The organism is Nostoc sp. DedQUE02, assembly GCF_034531035.1.
Classification (GTDB): Bacteria; Cyanobacteriota; Cyanobacteriia; order Cyanobacteriales; family Nostocaceae; genus Nostoc.
In genome coordinates, this window is sequence record NZ_JAVRBY020000103.1 from 1 (window position 1) to 17,148 (window position 17,148).

General features: G+C 41.9%; 15 protein-coding genes. 9 read left to right on the forward strand and 6 right to left on the reverse strand.

Going from position 1 to position 17,148, the window contains the following annotated elements; translation table 11 throughout:
- Positions 1 to 184: 184 nt before the first annotated feature.
- The 9 genes from RMX98_RS34655 (at position 185) to RMX98_RS34695 (ending at position 9,096) form a co-directional block, all read left to right on the forward strand.
- Entirely contained in the window at positions 185 to 736 is a 552-nt protein-coding gene (locus tag RMX98_RS34655) for a hypothetical protein (RefSeq protein WP_322679947.1), read from the forward strand.
- A gap of 503 nt (positions 737 to 1,239) precedes the next feature.
- Positions 1,240 to 1,848 carry a helix-turn-helix domain-containing protein gene (locus RMX98_RS34660; RefSeq protein WP_322679948.1) on the forward strand — a complete coding sequence of 203 codons (609 nt, stop codon included), beginning with the start codon at positions 1,240 to 1,242 and terminating at the stop codon, positions 1,846 to 1,848.
- A complete protein-coding gene (locus tag RMX98_RS34665; protein ID WP_322679949.1) occupies positions 1,848 to 3,005 on the forward strand; it encodes a phosphotransferase in 1,158 nt (385 codons plus the stop codon). The genes RMX98_RS34660 and RMX98_RS34665 overlap by 1 nt, the downstream gene beginning before the upstream one ends.
- 19 nt (positions 3,006 to 3,024) lie before the next feature.
- Positions 3,025 to 4,140 carry a T3SS effector HopA1 family protein gene (locus tag RMX98_RS34670; RefSeq protein WP_322679950.1) on the forward strand — a complete coding sequence of 372 codons (1,116 nt, stop codon included), beginning with the start codon at positions 3,025 to 3,027 and terminating at the stop codon, positions 4,138 to 4,140.
- 425 nt (positions 4,141 to 4,565) lie between these two features.
- Positions 4,566 to 4,760 (forward strand): hypothetical protein, encoded by a 195-nt coding sequence (locus tag RMX98_RS34675; protein ID WP_322679951.1) that lies wholly within the window; start codon positions 4,566 to 4,568, stop codon positions 4,758 to 4,760.
- Between the two features lie 127 nt (positions 4,761 to 4,887).
- A complete protein-coding gene (locus tag RMX98_RS34680) occupies positions 4,888 to 5,832 on the forward strand; it encodes an aminoglycoside phosphotransferase family protein (RefSeq protein WP_322679952.1) in 945 nt (314 codons plus the stop codon).
- 189 nt (positions 5,833 to 6,021) lie between these two features.
- Entirely contained in the window at positions 6,022 to 7,065 is a 1,044-nt protein-coding gene (locus tag RMX98_RS34685) for a T3SS effector HopA1 family protein (protein ID WP_322679953.1), read from the forward strand.
- A gap of 18 nt (positions 7,066 to 7,083) precedes the next feature.
- Complete coding sequence (locus RMX98_RS34690; RefSeq protein WP_322679954.1) at positions 7,084 to 8,103, forward strand: ThiF family adenylyltransferase; 1,020 nt, start codon at positions 7,084 to 7,086, stop codon at positions 8,101 to 8,103.
- Between the two features lie 63 nt (positions 8,104 to 8,166).
- Complete coding sequence (locus RMX98_RS34695; protein ID WP_322679955.1) at positions 8,167 to 9,096, forward strand: MsnO8 family LLM class oxidoreductase; 930 nt, start codon at positions 8,167 to 8,169, stop codon at positions 9,094 to 9,096.
- Here the strand turns inward: RMX98_RS34695 and RMX98_RS34700 are convergent.
- From RMX98_RS34700 to RMX98_RS34725, 6 genes are all read right to left on the reverse strand, one after another.
- Positions 9,078 to 9,842 carry a peptidylprolyl isomerase gene (locus RMX98_RS34700; protein WP_322679956.1) on the reverse strand — a complete coding sequence of 255 codons (765 nt, stop codon included), beginning with the start codon at positions 9,840 to 9,842 and terminating at the stop codon, positions 9,078 to 9,080. The genes RMX98_RS34695 and RMX98_RS34700 overlap by 19 nt on opposite strands.
- Positions 9,843 to 9,946: 104 nt before the next feature.
- Complete coding sequence (locus tag RMX98_RS34705; RefSeq protein WP_322679957.1) at positions 9,947 to 11,476, reverse strand: HlyD family efflux transporter periplasmic adaptor subunit; 1,530 nt, start codon at positions 11,474 to 11,476, stop codon at positions 9,947 to 9,949.
- Positions 11,477 to 11,586: 110 nt separating this feature from the next.
- Positions 11,587 to 14,655 (reverse strand): peptidase domain-containing ABC transporter, encoded by a 3,069-nt coding sequence (locus tag RMX98_RS34710; RefSeq protein ID WP_322679958.1) that lies wholly within the window; start codon positions 14,653 to 14,655, stop codon positions 11,587 to 11,589.
- Positions 14,656 to 14,730: 75 nt separating this feature from the next.
- A complete protein-coding gene (locus tag RMX98_RS34715; RefSeq protein WP_322679960.1) occupies positions 14,731 to 15,276 on the reverse strand; it encodes a helix-turn-helix domain-containing protein in 546 nt (181 codons plus the stop codon).
- A gap of 1,229 nt (positions 15,277 to 16,505) precedes the next feature.
- The gene (locus RMX98_RS34720; RefSeq protein ID WP_322679959.1) at positions 16,506 to 16,937 is read right to left on the reverse strand and encodes a CHASE2 domain-containing protein; all 432 of its coding nucleotides are present in this window, start codon (positions 16,935 to 16,937) and stop codon (positions 16,506 to 16,508) included.
- A gap of 5 nt (positions 16,938 to 16,942) precedes the next feature.
- Positions 16,943 to 17,148, reverse strand: a 206-nt coding sequence (locus RMX98_RS34725) for a DUF1822 family protein (RefSeq protein WP_409882098.1), incomplete at its 5' end; no start/stop codon positions are given.

A 17,148-nucleotide genomic window follows, 5' to 3' on the forward strand; every position in this document is an offset into this window, starting at 1 on the left:
GGTTAAAGGTTTTTTCTTTCCCCTTTTCCCCCGCCCCTTATCCCCAGAGGGGGCCCCACCTTCCCCTTTTCCCCTTAACCGACAAGAATTGGGATTGCTGGGGGTGCGTAGCTTGCCGCCGTAGGCATCCATCGTTCAACACCTAAAATACTGCTATGGTCAATCAAGAAAAGTTAAATTGAATATGAATCAGACTTTAGCTACCACACTAGGGGAATTACAAGCACAAATATATTGGTTACATGATGCTGAAGAGTTTACAGAATTGGCATCAGCAGCAGCTACGATATATATGAAACTTGGTTATACTCAACAGCAGGCAGAAACTGCGGGTAAGTTAATTAGTCAGGCTTATCAATTATCTGATGATGCTGTTTTCGCCCAAAAAGCAGGTAATTTTGACAAAGAAATGCAATTTTATCATCAGGTTAAAGATAAATTAACCCAAATAGAAACTATATTAGGTTATCAAACCAGCATCGCCATACATCAAATGAAATGGTGGATGTATTTTCGTCACAGACAGAAACTACAAATTCTGGTTCATTTATTTTTACAACATTTTAAAGCAGTGGGATTGATCAACTTCCTTACTGCTATAAAACTCACATATTTTCTAATGGAAATAGGCAGGGTTCACAAATCGCGTGACATAAAAACAACTAAACATAATGCTATAAAGTACTGGACAGAATTATTGAAAATTAAACCGCCACAATACCCTTATCTTGGTTAAATTGCCTATTTCTAGGCTTGAACATGATTGGTAAACTTTGATAAGCGATCGCTCCATCACACCCCCTACAGCTGCTCCATCTTCACACCCACCACTTCCAACATCACCTTTTAGTATCAATGTACTATATTTAGATGCGTTTGCCCTGCGTCGTAGATTAGCCATCGCAGAAGCTCCTCGCCAACAAAAATGTCGCCTTCATCGTAATCCAGTTAGCACAATAGAATCTTTGGTCAATAAACATGAGCAACTTCTCACTGTGCTTGAGTTTCAAGCTCTTAAATACTGATTAGACAGTCAGGGTGTCAAATGGGTTCTATGGTTTTGCCCGGCCCTACTAAGTTTATTCAGAGCTTTATTGCAAATTACTTCATCAGATAGAAGTAAAAACATAGCAGAGCACATTTAAATTGCATTAATCTCAAATCCCAAAATAGTAAATTAATGGAAAACTTTAACTTGTTACAAAGTTTTGTATCAAGCAATTTGATTTGATTATGTATATGTCTCATAAACGAGCAAAAGCTGATATTAAAGGCCAGGAGAACCCAATAGGTAAATTTTTAACAGCGTTTCAGCGCAAAATGCTGCAAAAAAGTTTGCAAGACGATTTACCTGAGTCTTATCGCCAGCGCATTGAAATTATGTTGCTAGCAGACCAGGGTAAATCTCAAACCAAAATATGTCAAACCTTGGGGTGTTGTCCAGCAACAGCAAGGCATTGGATGCACATAGTACGTAGTGGGATGGCGCACCAATGGCAGGAGTCTGCAATTGGTCGTCCTAAAGTAGTGAATGAGGAATATTTGGAGCGTTTGAAAGAACTGGTAATCCATAGTCCCCGTGATTATGGATATCCATTTGGGCGCTGGACAGCGCAATGGTTAAGCAAGCACCTAGAGAAAGAGTTGGGGATTTCGATCGGCGATCGCAATGTTAACCTTTTACTTAAGAAGATGGGGCTTTCGACTCGAAGAAAATGCGAAACAGTAGACAAAGTAAGCGATTCGTCTCGCATCGCAATTCGCGATCTCGAATCTTCCTTTGAGCCTAATGTCCTCTGTTCGCTCAATTTGATTAACTCCAATAACAATAGCAATTTAGAAGTATAATGACACTGCTTTTAAGCTCCCAAAACGTAGGTGATTATTTATTTCAGCTGGGTCTTTGTACCCAAGAAGAACAAACCCAGCTTCAGATTGAGTTAGTCACTGCCAAGAATTTTAACTTGAGAGTGAGTTTACCAGATGGTTCTAAACTCCTTGTCAAGCAAGAGCGGCACTATCAGGATGGGAAAACATTTGGTGAGTTTTTGGGAGAATGGCGAGTTCAAGAGTTTTTAAACCAATTTCCAGAACTGGATCGCCTTCGCCCATTTCTGCCGATGGTGCTTAATTTTGACCCGGAGAATTCGATTATTGTCTTCAGGTATCTGGATGACTATCAAGATTTGACTGATTTCTACGCTCAGGAAAAGAACTTCCCAAGCCAAATCGCCTCTGCAATTGGCACCGTTTTAGCTACTATCCATCGTGCCACCCTCAATCGTCAGAACTATCAAGAATTCCTCCATCAAAATCAAAAAGACGCCCTCACAGATCAGGTGCCTAACTTGATTCGGGGGCTGGAACGGATTGGACCGGAAATTTTTGGAGGAGTGCCCATAGATGCGCTAAAATTCTTTTCGCTCTATCAGCGCTACGACAGCTTGGGGCTGGCTATAAAAGAACTGGGCAGCGCTTTCGCTCCTTGTTGCCTGACGCACCATGACCTGAAGTTGAACAATATTCTCTTGCACACCAATTGGCAACAATCCGGTGACAGCATTGTGCGCTTCATTGACTGGGAGCGTTGCAATTGGGGAGACCCAGCTTTTGATTTGGGAACACTTATCGCCAGCTATCTGCAAATTTGGTTAACTAGCTTAGTCATCAGCAATGCACTCAGTATTGAAGAATCTCTGCGCCTAGCGGCGACTCCCCTTGAGGTGCTTCAGCCTTCGATCGCTGTCCTGACCCTAGCTTATTTCGACACCTTCCCAGAAATCTTACAACAGCGCCCTGATTTCTTGCGGCGTGTGGTGCAATTTGCCGGTCTTGTATTGATTCAACAGATTTTGGCGATGATTCAGTTTCAGAAAACCTTCGGCAATATCGCAATAATCATGCTTCAGGTAGCTAAGACATTGTTATGCCGTCCAGAACAATCCATGTCAACGACTTTTGGCACTGCTGCTGAATCTGGACGTTTGAGCTGTACTGTTGCTTAAGATTTTTAGTCGCAAAACCATGACACAATTACTAGATTCTTTAATTCAACAGTCAGATGTAGCAACTAAGCGAGTGCTGGATGCTCTGCAAGAAATTGCGAGCAAGGTTCAGATCGAGTCTGACTTCAGCATTCGTCATCCAGATTACAAACCCTTTGAACTGCCAGCAGAGGCGATCGCCCGCTTTCAACAAATCCCTGTAGAGATTCAGCGCAAATATGTGAGCCTGCAACTGCGCTCTTTTCTCTACGGCATCTATTACAACGGTGGTATGCGAACTACCCACGCAAAACTAACAGATTCCAATCCTCTGCCACTGGATCTAGAGAACAATACTTTTTTGGGAGTAGACTTGGGTTTTTACAATCGCTTGCACGAAAGTAATAGCGGCACTGGCTACTTTGACTCTTGTTGGTATGTTCTCTGGGAAGAAAGTGATGGCAGCGTAGCCGTGACTAAGAATGGTCTTCGGTTGCATATTGAACGCGATCGCCATCTGCAATCAGCACAAGCTACTGTTGTGGTGGGTGAAGAGGTGGCTATCCGTATGCCGAAAAATCTGCTCCAAAGCGGTTTTTATGTGGCGGTGGGCAATGCAGGACCAATGCGTCTCGATTTAGAGGGTCATCAGCAGACTGTGCGAATCTACTTCAATTTGACTTCAGAAGGTGCAGTTGCGGTTATGAGCGCTCTCACCCAGCATCTGAACGAAATGGCTATTCCTTTTCACTTCAAGGTTTTGTATAACCCAGCTGATTACAACCGCTACGACTCAGGAGTTTTGTACTTTGACAAGAGCGACTATGAAGCGATCGCCTCTGTGATTGAGACAGTTTACCAATTGCGATCGCATTTTCGGCCAGAAGTTCCCCTATTCACCAAGCTGCTTGCACCAGGGTTGGGGTTAGCAGAAGAACCAGACCACAAGTTTACTGAACGAGAAAGCTTTGGGATGAATCGGTGTCAGATTGTCGCTAATGGATTGCTGGAAGCTTGCGACAAAGGGGATGACTCACCAGAGGGGAGGTTGACCTCTATTTTTGAGCAATTCTCCCGACTGGGAATTGACTGGCAGCGTGCTTACCTCAATGCCAACTCTGAAGACATCTATGCACCAATCAAGCTATGTGATTAGATACTTCCAAATCTCTAAAATAGGTCGTTTGTAGGGGCACGATATATCGTGCCCCTACTTTTTTAGTTCAGCGAGGATTATTAAGAGAAATAATTGCTTTAGTTATTTCTCTTACTATCAGTAGATACATTTATGATTATTTTAATTTTTTCTCTTACTTTCGGAGTAGATACTTATTAAATGCATCTAACTGGAAAAATATTTTTCACAAATAATCCTCGTTATCAGGAATATCTAACCAGGTAGCTTCTGGCTTAATCAAGCTGTTATTAACTAGAATTTCAACAATAAATATAGATATTATGTCCAAAAAGTCAGTCAAAAATGCTTGAAGTTTATCAGGAAGATTTTTAGTATGTAATTAAGCAATCAAACAGAAGCGTTTGTCCTAATACTAAAAAACATTGATTTCAAGGAGAACACAAATGGCTGATATTACTGTTAAAGATTTAAAACCCGCAGGAACTGAATTGTTTTTCAACGATCCTGAAAGTTTCATTACTGAAATCGGTTCTGAGGATATTGCTAATATCCAAGGTGGTAGCGTCGTTTGTGTAGGTGCCAGCGTAGCTTGTAGTGTGCTCGTCCTTACCAACGGTACTTGCGCCCCCAGAACCTAAACATTGTATCTAATGCTCACTTGCTTGTTAGTCGCAATCGAGCTTTTATCTAAAGTGGGAGTAAGATTTCTAATTTTTATCTTTACTCTCACTTTTCGCTTAGACTCGATCTAAAGAGTATACACTCATGAAAACCATACTAAACTATAAAAATATCTATCAGTACTTGCTTAATAGTTGTATTTGCCCAGGAGAAATAAAAACTATTTCACTAGAATATATAAAGCTAGATAATTTTTACAGGCAAAAGAAAGCTTTTCCCTCTGCTATTGCTGCCCAATTGGGGACTACTTTAGCAAGGCTGCATCGTGATAGCCTGAATCATCAGGAATTATACGAATTCATTGCTAAAACAGATCCTGGTAAATTAGGCTATCAAAATCCTAATTGTTCTGCTCAACTCCTAAACAAAATTGAGCCAGAATATTTCAGTCATTTTACTCACGAAAGCATTATTTTTTTCAAAAATTATCATCGCCATGAAAGTTTTACATCAGCAGTAGCGGAGCTTACTCTCAATCAGCACTACTGCTGCCTAACATATAATACCCTCAAGTTAAATAACATTTTAATATCCAGGGATTGGGAGAAACTAATTTCTCAAACAGAACAGTCAAATCAAGGCATTGTTAAGTTGATTAACTGGGAAAACTGGAGTTGGGGCGATCCAGCGTTTGATCTGGGAACAGTGATTTCTAACTATTTACTAATATGGCTTAACAGTTTAATTGTGCATCCGGTTATTGAACTGCAAAAATCTCTGCAAATGGCAACAATACCTTTAGAGGTACTTCACCCCTCAATTGTAGCTCTTACCCAGGCGTATCTCAGTAGTTTTCCCATTCTAGATTACTATCCTAACTTTATGGCGCGAGTTATTCAGTTTGTTGGTCTTGGCTTGCTGTATGAAATTGTAGAAATAAGTCAGTGGCAAAAAAACTTTAATAATAGGGGTCTTTGCATACTTCAAGTTGCTAAGAGCTTATTGTGTCGTCCAGAACAATCATTTAACGCTGTTTTTGGGATGGCAGAATCAGAAATAACTAATTTAACTAATTTAGAGAATGTTTGAAAAGTCCTCTTGCTGGTATCAAAAGTCTTAGATCCCTCTAAATCTCCCTTAAAAAGGGAGACTTTGATTCTGGTTCCCCCCTTAAAAAGGGGGGTTAGGGGGGATCTAAAAGTGCAAAGATACAGCGAAATACTTTTCAAACGACCTCTTAGAGCCATCCTCTATTAAATAGTTTCAAGAGTAACTTTTATGCAACTGCTACAGTCCCTTCAAGACATTGCTACTCAGGTTCAAATTAAATCTGACTTTTGTGTCAGTCATCCTAATTACAAAGTAGAGCATCCAGCCGAGGTAGTAGCCCAGTTGCAACAATTACCTCAAGAAACTCAGGCTAAGATCCTGAGTTCAATGCTGCGAGAATTTATATATGACATTTACTACAACGGTTCACTTGTAGGAGAAGCAAGTGAAGCAGTGATGGCTGATTTCTCTGTCTTAGGGGATAAAACTGTTGCAGGAATAGATTGGGAATTTTGTGAACAACTAGATAAAAGCAATAAAGGGAAAGGTTTCTTTGAGTCGGGATATCGCGTGTTAAAACAAGAACCAGATGGTAGTCTCTTAGTAGAAAAGCAAGGCATGGCTACGAGGATACATATCCAGCCAAACCGCCATCTCCAATTAGTAGATCGAGAAGCAGCTGTTGGTGACTTGGTTGTAGTCACCATGCCCCATAATTTATTTCAACTTCGATGCTATGTGGCAGTTGGAGATGTAATTGGTAATAGCAAAAAAGAATACTCTAAAGTCATAATATTCTTCAACTTCAGCCCTGAAGGTGCAGTTGCCGTCATGGAAAGTTTAACGTTGCAACTGAACAAATTTAAAGTACCCTTCGCCTTCTATGTTTTAGACAACCCTTTGCATTTTGGACGCTATGATTCAGGAATTCTCCGAGTTCCTGTAGATAACTACGAATTAGTTCGGTCAGTTTTACAGACTGTTTACGCAGAAAAAAAATCGCACTTTCAGCCGCAGGTTCCCTTGTTTACTAAGGTACTTGCACCGGGGCTGGCTTTAGCAGAAATGCCTAAATCTAAAGAAGATTTTGGTAGCATCCGTTGCCAACTTATTGCCAATGGCTTAATGGAAGCGAGGCTAAAGGGTGATGAATCAAAAGAAGCTAGGATGACACATATACTCCAACAGTTCGAGCTTCAAGGAATAGACTTAAAATATCCCTACCTCGATCCTAACTCTGAAGATATTTACACACCATTCGACTCCTTATAATATAAATTTGCTAACTATATGAATATATTGAATAAATTCCAAACAGGAATTGTTTTAAAACATAGCACATCTTTATCATTCATATCTGAGGAACAAAAAACTATACTGAGCAATGGTCTGCGGCATTTCATTCTATCGAATATCCCTGAACAGGTAGTGCAAGCTTTGAAGCAAATGGTCGCAGGGACACAACTTGACAAATTAGCCACTTTACTGCCGGGGGATAGGCTGGAGAAACTTATTTCACTTTTGGATTCAAAGGGTGTAGTACGACCTTTGTATGAAAATGACTTTAAGGAGACGCGGTTTGAAAAGCAGGTAGAATTTTTCTCAGATTTCGTTGAAGACCCCAATATTGCACAAGAGAGGCTTTTAAAACAGTTAGTATGTATCATCGGTTGCGGTGGAACCGGAAATATCGCAGTTCAACATTTAGTAGCTGCTGGCGTTAAAAACTTTATATTGATTGATGACGATCTTGTAAACATAACAAACTTTAATCGTCAGTTTTGTTTTAGCCAAGCTGACCTCAATACACCGAAGGTTGAAGCACTGCGTAACTACATTTTAGCGAGAGACCCTGAGATAAAAATTCATACTCGTAAACTAAAAATTAATTCTGTAGAAAGTTTATACCAAGCTTTAGAGGGCTTAAAAAAGCCGGATTTCATTGTGTGTTGTGCTGATACCCCACCAATTATCATTCAATCATTGGTCGTACAGTATTGCCTACAGGAAAATGTAGCGTGTACGTTCTCAGGAGTGAGAGTTTATGATGGCTTAGTAGGCCCACTCTTGACTGAGAAAAACCACATGGAAAAATTTATTCAGCATAATCAACAGATAGAAAAGCAGCGATATGAAAATTCTCCAACAGTCATATCGTCGTCGATTTCATACCTCAATACAATGATCGCAACCTTAATGATAGCGGATGCGATCGATCTGCTTGCTGGTATTAAAAAGCCGCTCTCTCTGAACACGACCTTACAATACAATGCTGACCAGGGGAAGATGGTCACGATTTCTGAGTGGTAGGAGTTGATTTACCAGGTCTGTGACAAAAACAATTCGGACTACTACTACATGGTTACTTAATTTATGAGCGAAAAACTTAGTCTTGGCGTTCTCGATTTTTGCGATTCAATCACTACGACAATTAGACTTGCTCCCCGGATTGAAGCTTTTGGATATTCCCGCTATTGGCTAGCAGAGCATCATGGTGATGGTCTTGCTAGTCCGGAACTGTTAATTCCGATTCTTGCGGGACTAACTAAGAGGATTCGCGTGGGAATGGCTGGAGTTCTTCTTTCCTTCTATAGTCCCTTAAAGGTAGCCGATAATTTTAAGTTGCTCGAATTATTATTTCCCCAGCGTATTGACTTAGGAATTGGTCGTGGTGGCGCAGATTCATTGACAACTCAAGCTCTTCTTGACGGCAGAACTAGGGAACTGGATCTCGACCTTTACAAAGAGAAAATAGAGTACCTGATAGACTACTTGCAGGGAAATTCACAGGTGCGGACAACACCTGCTATCTCGACCTACCCGGAGGTTTGGGTTCTCGGTACCGGGTTCAATAGTATGCACGTCGCTGCACATAAAGGTCTTGCCTACAGCCATTCGCTCTTTCATCGAGGATGTCTTGATGACCCCAGTATCCTCAAACAATACCGAGAAACTTTCCAGCCCCACGGTGAAAAAGCCCTAACCCCCCGATGTAACATAGCCGTGGCAGGCATTTGCGCGGACACTGAAGCTCGGGCATACGAATTACAACAACAGCACGCCAACAATTTTGTTATGCTCAACATAGTAGGTACTGCCAATCAGTGTAAAGAGAAGTTGCTGGCGTTGCAAGAGCGTTATGAGGTTAACGAAATCATCTTTTTTGATGTCTGCCGGGAATTTAATGACCGCTTACGTTCTTACGAATTGCTTGCTGGTGAGCTTAAATTAACAAATGTGTCTGCCCAAACCAAAGAGTTGGCAGTACACGGTTCTAACAACTCCTATGGAAGTGCCACTTGAGTACGATCGCAATTAAGCTGCGTCACGATTTCTAATTCCGCAATTTGTTGCTTTAACCAAACTGTAAACAAATCTGCCAAAATCTGAACACGCAGCTGCTCGTTTAATTTGGCTTCAATAATTTCCTCAACCAAAATTATATGCACTCCTTTTGGCGTAATTATCGGCTTGAGGATCTGTGGTGGAGTGGCGGCAAACACTGCTGCTGCAATCTCCGGACGGAAATCTTGGCGGCGTTGTATTCCGCGATATCCCCCGGCGCGGCGGATTTCTGGTTCTTCAATGTATTGGCGGGCGATTTCTTGGAAACTAATTTCGTCTTCTTTTAAGGCACAAAACAGTTCCAGAGCCAAGTCTTCATCATCCAAAATTACTTCATAAGTGACCGCTCCGGCATAATCGAGTTGGTGTTCATAAAAGAACGGTTCAACTTGCTCTGCAAATAGATGTGTCGCTAATTTGTTAGAGAGCTGGTTGGTGTATGCCAATGCTTCAAACTCATCTAGGGAAAGATGATGTTTTTCCAGCCATGCCCAGGTATCTTCAGCTTTGAGGAGTTTATTGGTTAACCGCAAGTTATCTGCTGCCTGCTGAAGTTCTTCTAGTTCGAGTTTAATGCCTAGTTTCTCGGCAGTATCGGTAATAATTTTGCGACAGGCGATCGCTTCTACTAAACCAGGAAATTGAGCGGAAATTTTGATTTGATAAAGGATGTCTTCGTTGGATACATCGATCGATTTTGACATATTGTAATTCCTCCGATAATCAATAGATTTTGTTATTTGTTCAGTGCCCTTTATTTTGTAATTAACTAAGGACTAATCTACAGACGTTGCATACAACATCTCTACTAAAGCTCTAAACCGCCTTTTTGCAACTTCTTAAACGGATCTAAGATTAAGTCACTCACACGACGCTGCCGAATAATCACCTCAGCAGTCGCTGTCTGACCTGGGGTTATTAGGATACGTTTGTTGCCATTTTGGATATACGGCTGCTGTAGGGCAATATCCAAGTCAAAAGTTTCTATCTTGCCAGAGTTAGTTTCTTTAACTTTCGAGTCTGGTGAAATATGACTGACGCGCCCAAGCATTACTCCATAATCTTGGAAGGGATAGGCATCAAACTTGATTTTGACCCTCGCTCCCACCTTCAAGAAGCCACTCTGTTGGCTAGGCATCTCAGCTTTTAGTACAAAAGGAGATTCCTTGGGGGAAATTTGAGCAATCATCTGACCGGGTTGTACTACAGACCCTGGCTTGTCGATGGGCAATGCAAAAATTGTGCCATCAATAGGCGATCGCACTACTCGTTGCTCTAACTGAAAATTTAAGGATGCGATCTGGCTTTTGATTTGAGCAATCTCTGATTGCAGCGCTGCGATTTGTGATTGCAGGTCTTTTAGCTGTTCGACCGTTTTCAGCACAGCCAGTTCGCCTGTATGAATCAGGCTATCTTGGTTGCGTTGCTGCTCTTGCAAGCGGAGTTGCGCTTGCTGAATATCTGCCTCTGCTTGATTAATAGCCCTCTGATAACTGTTTTGTTGCTCTTGCAAGCCCGACTGAGCCTGAGCTATCTCCGACTTTGCTTGTACTAGGTTTTGGTAGTTTTCTTTGACCGACTGTTCCACTTCTAAAAATCGATCTTGTGCAATTGCACCTTCTTGATAAACTTTTTTATATCGTGGTATTTTTTCCTTGGCACCCTGGAAACGAACTTGTGCTAACTCGTGGGCTGCCTTGCTTGAATCAACCGCTTGCCGTGCCTGATTGACTTTAGCGAGTTTTTCTTCTTTTTGTAAGTTGTAGGCACTTTTGAGAGTATCAAGGTTTTGTTGCGCCTGCTGCACTTGCGCCAGTTTTTCTGATTGTTGCGCTTGGTTTTGTTGCTGCTGGGTATGGATAGTGAGCTGCAATTGATTTTTGAGGAGTTCGAGTTGCCTCTGCTGATTTAATTGCCCAGAAAGCTTTGCCTGCGCTTGCTGCAAATCGGTTCGGAGTAAATTAGATTCCAGTTCGAGCAGAGTTTGCCCTGCTTTAACAGTTTCACCTTCTTTTACTCTCACACTGATCACGTTTCCTGGCGCTGGAGAGTCTATTCTTTGCGTTGCGCCTAATGGTTCAATACGTCCTCTGGCGCTGCCTGTTTCATCCACCTGAGAGAGCATCGCCCAAGGTAAGGCGATACCTGTAAAGCCTACGATCAAATACAGCATTGAACGCGTCCAAAGCCGAGGTAAGGCATCCAGTAGTTCCTCGGTGCCGTAAAACCAATCGCTGCTTTGAGTTTGTGCTGGCGATCGCTCTTTAACCTCACTAGAATCTTCAGCTGACTTAGGTGCATTGACTAGGGATGATGAATTACGAGATGGGTTTGGCATAGTTTTTTAGGAGTGAGGAGTTGTAGAGACGCGATTAATCGCGTCTGTTAGGAATTAGAAGTAAGAAGTTGAAAAACTGAGAGTTCATAACTCATACCTCATAACTTTTACTAAGTTTGAGCCAACTGTTGCTGGTTGAGGTAGTAGTAATGACCTTTTTTGGCGATTAATTGCTTGTGAGTACCGCTTTCGACCAATACGCCGCCGCGATCTAAAACCAGGATCAAGTCTGCATTACGCACGGTGGAAAGGCGATGGGCGATTATTAGGGTTGTCCGCCCTTTGAGAATGGTGTTGAGGTTGTTTTGAATGATCCGTTCGGATTCAGCGTCGAGGTGACTGGTTGCTTCATCAAAAATTAATAAGCGGGGATTCCCAAGCAAAGCACGGGCGATCGCTAACCTCTGGCGTTGTCCCCCAGATAACATCCCGCCACCTTCACCAATTTGGGTTTCATAACCCATTGGCAATTGCTTAATAAATTCGTCTGCTCCAGCCAGACGCGCTGCCTCAATAATCTCCTCAAGAGTGGCTTGTGAATGAGCGATGCTTAAGTTTTCCCGAATCGTACCGCCAAACAAAAAGGTATCTTGATCGACAACACCAATTTGAGAACGGAGCGAAGCCAGGGAAATGCTTGTCACATCTTGACCGTCAATCAACACATTGCCATCTGTCGGCGGATATAAACCCAAAATCAACTTGGAAAGGGTAGTTTTACCAGAACCGCTACGTCCCACCACCGCCACAGTTTGCTCTGGCAGTACCTCAAAACTGAGATTTTCCAGCACGTTAATATCGCTTTCTGGGTGATAGCGGAAAGTGACATTATCAAAGCGAATTCTCCCTTGAAGTCTGGGTAAGTACTGGCGGGATTGATGTTGTAAGTCTTCTTCTGGCTCTGCCTCTAGGACATCATTAATCCGCTCACTAGAAACAATCACTTCCTGCACTTGATTCCACAGCACTGCCAGCCGCTGGAAAGGATGAATGATGTTGCCCAACAACATATTGAAAGCAACTAATTGTCCAATGGTGAGTTGGTTTTGAATCACCAGCCATGCCCCAAACCACAGCAATGCTGTAGTGGCAACCGATTCGATAGAGGAACTGAAAATTTGCAGGCGGTTAGCAATCACCTGCCCACCAAAGCTTTTTTTAATCAAACGATGGAGCTTTTCCTCCCAATGCCAGCGCACTGTTTGCTCAACTGCCATTGAGCGGACAGAGCGAATCCCTGTGAGGGCTTCAATCAGATAACTGTTCTCGTTGGCTGCGGCACTAAAAATCTCTCTGGCGATGCGACGCAAGAAAGGCGTTGTCATCAGCGCCAGTAGAAAAAATAGCGGTACAATCACCAGCACCAGCAATGCCATTTGCCAGCTGTACCACAACATCAATCCCACATAGATAAACACTGTCAGCAAATCGAGAATGATTGACAATGCTTCTCCGGTGAGGAAGCGCTGAATTTTCTGATTTTCTTGGACGCGAGAAACAATATCGCCAACGTAACGCGACTCAAAGAACGCCAGTGGCAGTCGGAAGGTATGTTTAATAAAACCTACCATCAGCGCTACTCCGATCCGATTCGCAGTGTGATCGAGCATATATTGCCGCAGTCCGTTCGTGGCGACGCGGAACAAACCAAAAATTAGCAACCCTAACCCGACGGCGTTTAAAGAGAGAGTACTACCTTGGACAATCACTCGATCCAACAGCAGTTGGGTGAATAGTGGCGTTACCAGTCCAAACACCTGAATAAACACAGAGGCGATGAACACTTCTAGCAGCACTACCCAGTGGGGTTTGATCAACTCAAAAAACTGCCAGAATGGTTGAGTTGCTTCCTGGCTTTCTTTGAGTAGGGCTGTGGGTTGCAATAACAATGCATACCCAGTCCAACCTGCATTGAATTCTCTGTTTGTGAGGGTGAGTTGACCAAGCGCCGGATCGCCTACAATGACCTGCTTTTTGGTAATTTCATAGACGACAATGTAATGTCTGCCTTCCCAGTGAGCGATCGCAGGCAGTGGTTGTTGTGCCAATTTGTCTAGGCTGGCTTTTACTGGACGAGTAGAAAAACCGATGGTTTCTGCCGCAGCAGCTAGACCTTTTAGTGATGCCCCGCCCCGACTCGTGTTAGTTAAATCCCGCAGGCGATTTACCGACAAGTGCTTGCCCCAATAGCGACTTATCATCACAAGAGTTGCTGCACCACAGTCAGAGGAGCTTTGTTGTGCAAAGAACGGATAGCGCTTGGCGATCCTTCCCCACCAATGCCCCACCGTCACCTTGGGACTGGGAAAGTAGGCTGCTCGTTTCTTTTGCTTTTGTTTTGGCTCTGAAACTGGCTGCGGAAATGGAATAACATTACTCTCATTCTTCAATCCTTCTGGGAAAGATGTGCTATGAGGCATCTGTTGGTCATCCGAGGCGGTAATTGAGTCAGAGTCAACCAATGCCAACTCAGGCCAGTGCTGGAGTGCTGTTTGCCAATCAGCATTGCTGAGACTGTACAGAATTGTTGGTTGCACTGCCTGCCAAATACCTTTTCCAACAGCGCAGATATTCGCAGGTGTCAAGGATTGACCGGATGAATGTTGCAGTTCTCCCCGGCGCAGCAGCCACAATTTGCAATCTTTGGATAATGTTGCACTCACAGTGCCAGTATCCAGATTGTGCCGCGAGAAATAAGATAAGGCTCGGAGCATTTCCTCAACAGAAGTGTTGCGAGGAAGTTGATTCTTGCGGCAACACAACAGCAGCAAATCCCAAAGTTCTGCTTTGCGGTATAGGCGATCGCGAATACTGACATATTTGCCCATCAAAGGTTGCAAAGCTTCATCCTTGAGATAGCAAAGCTTTAAGTTTGTAGAAGCTCTAGCGGTGTAAGGTTGAAAGACATCTTCTGCAAACAGAGTCATTTCGCCGAATGATGCCCCGCTTGTTAGGGTAGTGATTAAGTTATTAGAGCCATCCATTAGTCTGACTTTACCCGCAACGATGATGTAGATCCCACCCTTTGCGGTTTCTGCTTGCCAAAACTGCTTTGCTACTGGTGGCTCGACGATTTCCACCGCATTGACACAGTTTGCCAGTTCATTTGATGAAAGCGAATTACCCAAGCTAGCGGTAATTTTTTCACCAAGCTGTTCCTGGGAAGATACTGATGGCATTCCCTCACCTCCAACACACAATTATTTCTTGGTCTAAATCAAATTAAATGACTAATGGTAATTAGCCTCATTGGATTACAAGTCGCAGATCGTAATACGAGTATTCTTGGTATGGTTTGTTGCTCCTTTAGCAAAAGAGCGTTTTTGTTTTGTGGAAAGCCCCATTTGTTTCAGCAACCGATTAATGTGGCGATCGCTAATTTCAATGCCAAATTCAGTCGCTAGATGTTTGCTCAACCATTGGGCTGTCCAGCACCCAAATGCATAGCCATACTCACCAGGGCTATGGCTCACTAATTCCTTCAATCGTTCGATATATTGGTCGTTTACAGTTTTAGGTCTGCCTATCCCCCGCTCCTGCCATGTATGCGCCAGACCTGCTTGTGCTACAGCACTCCAGTAGCGTGCCATCTCCTGAGAACAACCTAACATTTGACAGATTTGGGTTTGAGTTTTGCCCTGATCTGCCAACAACATAATTTGCAGCCTCCGACGATATTCTGGTAGCAAATTCAAATGTAAATTCTTCAGCAAAACCTTCCGTTGAAAGGGTGTTAAGAACTTACTCTTACTAAAGTCGTAGCTTTCAAAAGCTTGTTTTTGACTGGAAGGATATGTCATCATTATTACCTATTGCTTTCAACTGTAAAATATGCGCGAGTTTTTTCTCCGCAATTGTTGCTGAAATCCCAAATTATAAGGGTTCATATTTATCAAGTTAATTAGCAAAAGATATGCTAATTAATTAGTCACGTCATAAGCAATTAACCCTGAGAGTTTCCTCTAGGGATTTGGCAGTATCAGGGAGTTGTTCCTCGGTATCCTAAGATTTTAATTTTCTATCGAAGCCGGGTTAATGAACATTTGTTAAATCAAAAAATTGCTGCTTATGAAATGTTGATAAAAATTGGAAAACTCATAGAAACCTTTTGACGGCTTTAGAGGTTGTTTGAAAAGTGGTTAGCTGTGATTTTAGGCATTTCTTGATCCCCCCTAGCCCTTTTAAAAAGGGAGAACTGGAATCAAAACCCCCCAATTTATCGGGTGATTTAAAACGTTTTGCTACCAACAAAAGGACTTTTCAAACATCCTCTTCAACTATGAAGTTTGGCTATGTTAAGGAAATCTGGGAAACAAGTTAATAGTTTAACCTTCATATATTTACGTAGGTTAAATTTGATTCTCGAAAAAATTTGAGCCATTTTGTATGGCTGGAAAACTAGAAATAGCTAAATTTTAGCCCCTTTCTAATCTAGATATTGCTGTAAATCAGTAGTTCTCTAAACACGATTCCAATGAGAAATCAAAATTTCCTCCATTTCCTCCATTTGTATCCTGGACTACTTTTTTTCTCTGATGATATTTTGATACATATTGTCGAAAGTTTTCTTTTTTTAATAAACTTTTAACAAAACTTTATAATAACTTTAAGTTAAGCTTAACCTATTAATAATAATAGATAATACATCCATCAAAAGAAGTAAATATTATATTAATAAATCTATATCGCTGTAGGGTTTAAGGCTCTATAAACTTGTCTAAAAATGAATTTTGGAGAAAAAACGGTTTTTTAGTGCCTAGCAGACAAAAATTTCAGCGAAAATCTAATATAAAGCTGAAGTTATCATATTAATTTAAAACTATAATAGTTGCCATACTTGACTTAGAGAGTAATGTTAACTATATAGGAATCATATTTAGTTTCTGATAAAAGTTGCGAGATAATATGGATGTTTGAGTGGCTTCTTTGATACACTACCTTTGATTTTGCTACTCTTCAAATGTACGGAGCTTTTTCAGAAATAAAATACTAGGGCGTGTTTTAAAACTCGATAAAATGGGTGAGAATACTAAAAATTAACGAAATTGCAGGGAAATGCAGGAGCCATAGCCAATATTTGACGGCGGATAATGCCATCGGGATGGGGTATAACGTCACTAAAACCTAAGTTTTGTTTGGGAACTTCAGGGGGTGGGGAAACACCACTGCTTTTGTTTTCCTCACTAACTTCGCAGATTGCAAAAAAGCGATCGCTCTTTTGCATGAATATAGATAATTTATTATACTTTTCTCCTACGTGATTCTCCCGATAGATATCTAAACCAATGACTCGCGGTTGAAACTGCTCTAATTTTTCTACAACTTGAGCTAGGGCACGGTCTGATAGTGAAGCACCACCTCTTTCTTTGGCTGGTTGCGCTCGCACATCAGCTTCAGTAACGGTAGCAAATCCCTGCTTCAAGTTACCCTTTCCTAAGTTCAACACGACTAATTTAGTCATGGCGATCAGTCATCAAGTGCTTCCAGGAGAAAATCTTCCTTTATACTGACATTACCCTGAGCAACTTGTATACTAAAACGAATTCCAGGAGAAGATTTAAATTTTTTGAGTTGAATATAATTATCGTGATTTCCGGAAGTGACTTCCTGGAGAATTGTCCCTGTTTGTGAAAGCAAAATTAGTCTGAGATTAGGTATTAAGTAAGGTTCTC

What these genes read in the sequence shown, in the direction of transcription:
- RMX98_RS34655 (WP_322679947.1), top strand. Translation starts at nt 185, where the DNA reads ATGAATCAGACTTTAGCTACCACACTAGGGGAATTACAAGCACAAATA.
- RMX98_RS34660 (WP_322679948.1), top strand. Translation starts at nt 1,240, where the DNA reads ATGTCTCATAAACGAGCAAAAGCTGATATTAAAGGCCAGGAGAACCCA.
- RMX98_RS34665 (WP_322679949.1), top strand. Translation starts at nt 1,848, where the DNA reads ATGACACTGCTTTTAAGCTCCCAAAACGTAGGTGATTATTTATTTCAG.
- RMX98_RS34670 (WP_322679950.1), top strand. Translation starts at nt 3,025, where the DNA reads ATGACACAATTACTAGATTCTTTAATTCAACAGTCAGATGTAGCAACT.
- RMX98_RS34675 (WP_322679951.1), top strand. Translation starts at nt 4,566, where the DNA reads ATGGCTGATATTACTGTTAAAGATTTAAAACCCGCAGGAACTGAATTG.
- RMX98_RS34680 (WP_322679952.1), top strand. Translation starts at nt 4,888, where the DNA reads ATGAAAACCATACTAAACTATAAAAATATCTATCAGTACTTGCTTAAT.
- RMX98_RS34685 (WP_322679953.1), top strand. Translation starts at nt 6,022, where the DNA reads ATGCAACTGCTACAGTCCCTTCAAGACATTGCTACTCAGGTTCAAATT.
- RMX98_RS34690 (WP_322679954.1), top strand. Translation starts at nt 7,084, where the DNA reads ATGAATATATTGAATAAATTCCAAACAGGAATTGTTTTAAAACATAGC.
- RMX98_RS34695 (WP_322679955.1), top strand. Translation starts at nt 8,167, where the DNA reads ATGAGCGAAAAACTTAGTCTTGGCGTTCTCGATTTTTGCGATTCAATC.
- RMX98_RS34700 (WP_322679956.1), bottom strand. Translation starts at nt 9,842, where the DNA reads ATGTCAAAATCGATCGATGTATCCAACGAAGACATCCTTTATCAAATC.
- RMX98_RS34705 (WP_322679957.1), bottom strand. Translation starts at nt 11,476, where the DNA reads ATGCCAAACCCATCTCGTAATTCATCATCCCTAGTCAATGCACCTAAG.
- RMX98_RS34710 (WP_322679958.1), bottom strand. Translation starts at nt 14,655, where the DNA reads ATGCCATCAGTATCTTCCCAGGAACAGCTTGGTGAAAAAATTACCGCT.
- RMX98_RS34715 (WP_322679960.1), bottom strand. Translation starts at nt 15,276, where the DNA reads ATGACATATCCTTCCAGTCAAAAACAAGCTTTTGAAAGCTACGACTTT.
- RMX98_RS34720 (WP_322679959.1), bottom strand. Translation starts at nt 16,937, where the DNA reads ATGACTAAATTAGTCGTGTTGAACTTAGGAAAGGGTAACTTGAAGCAG.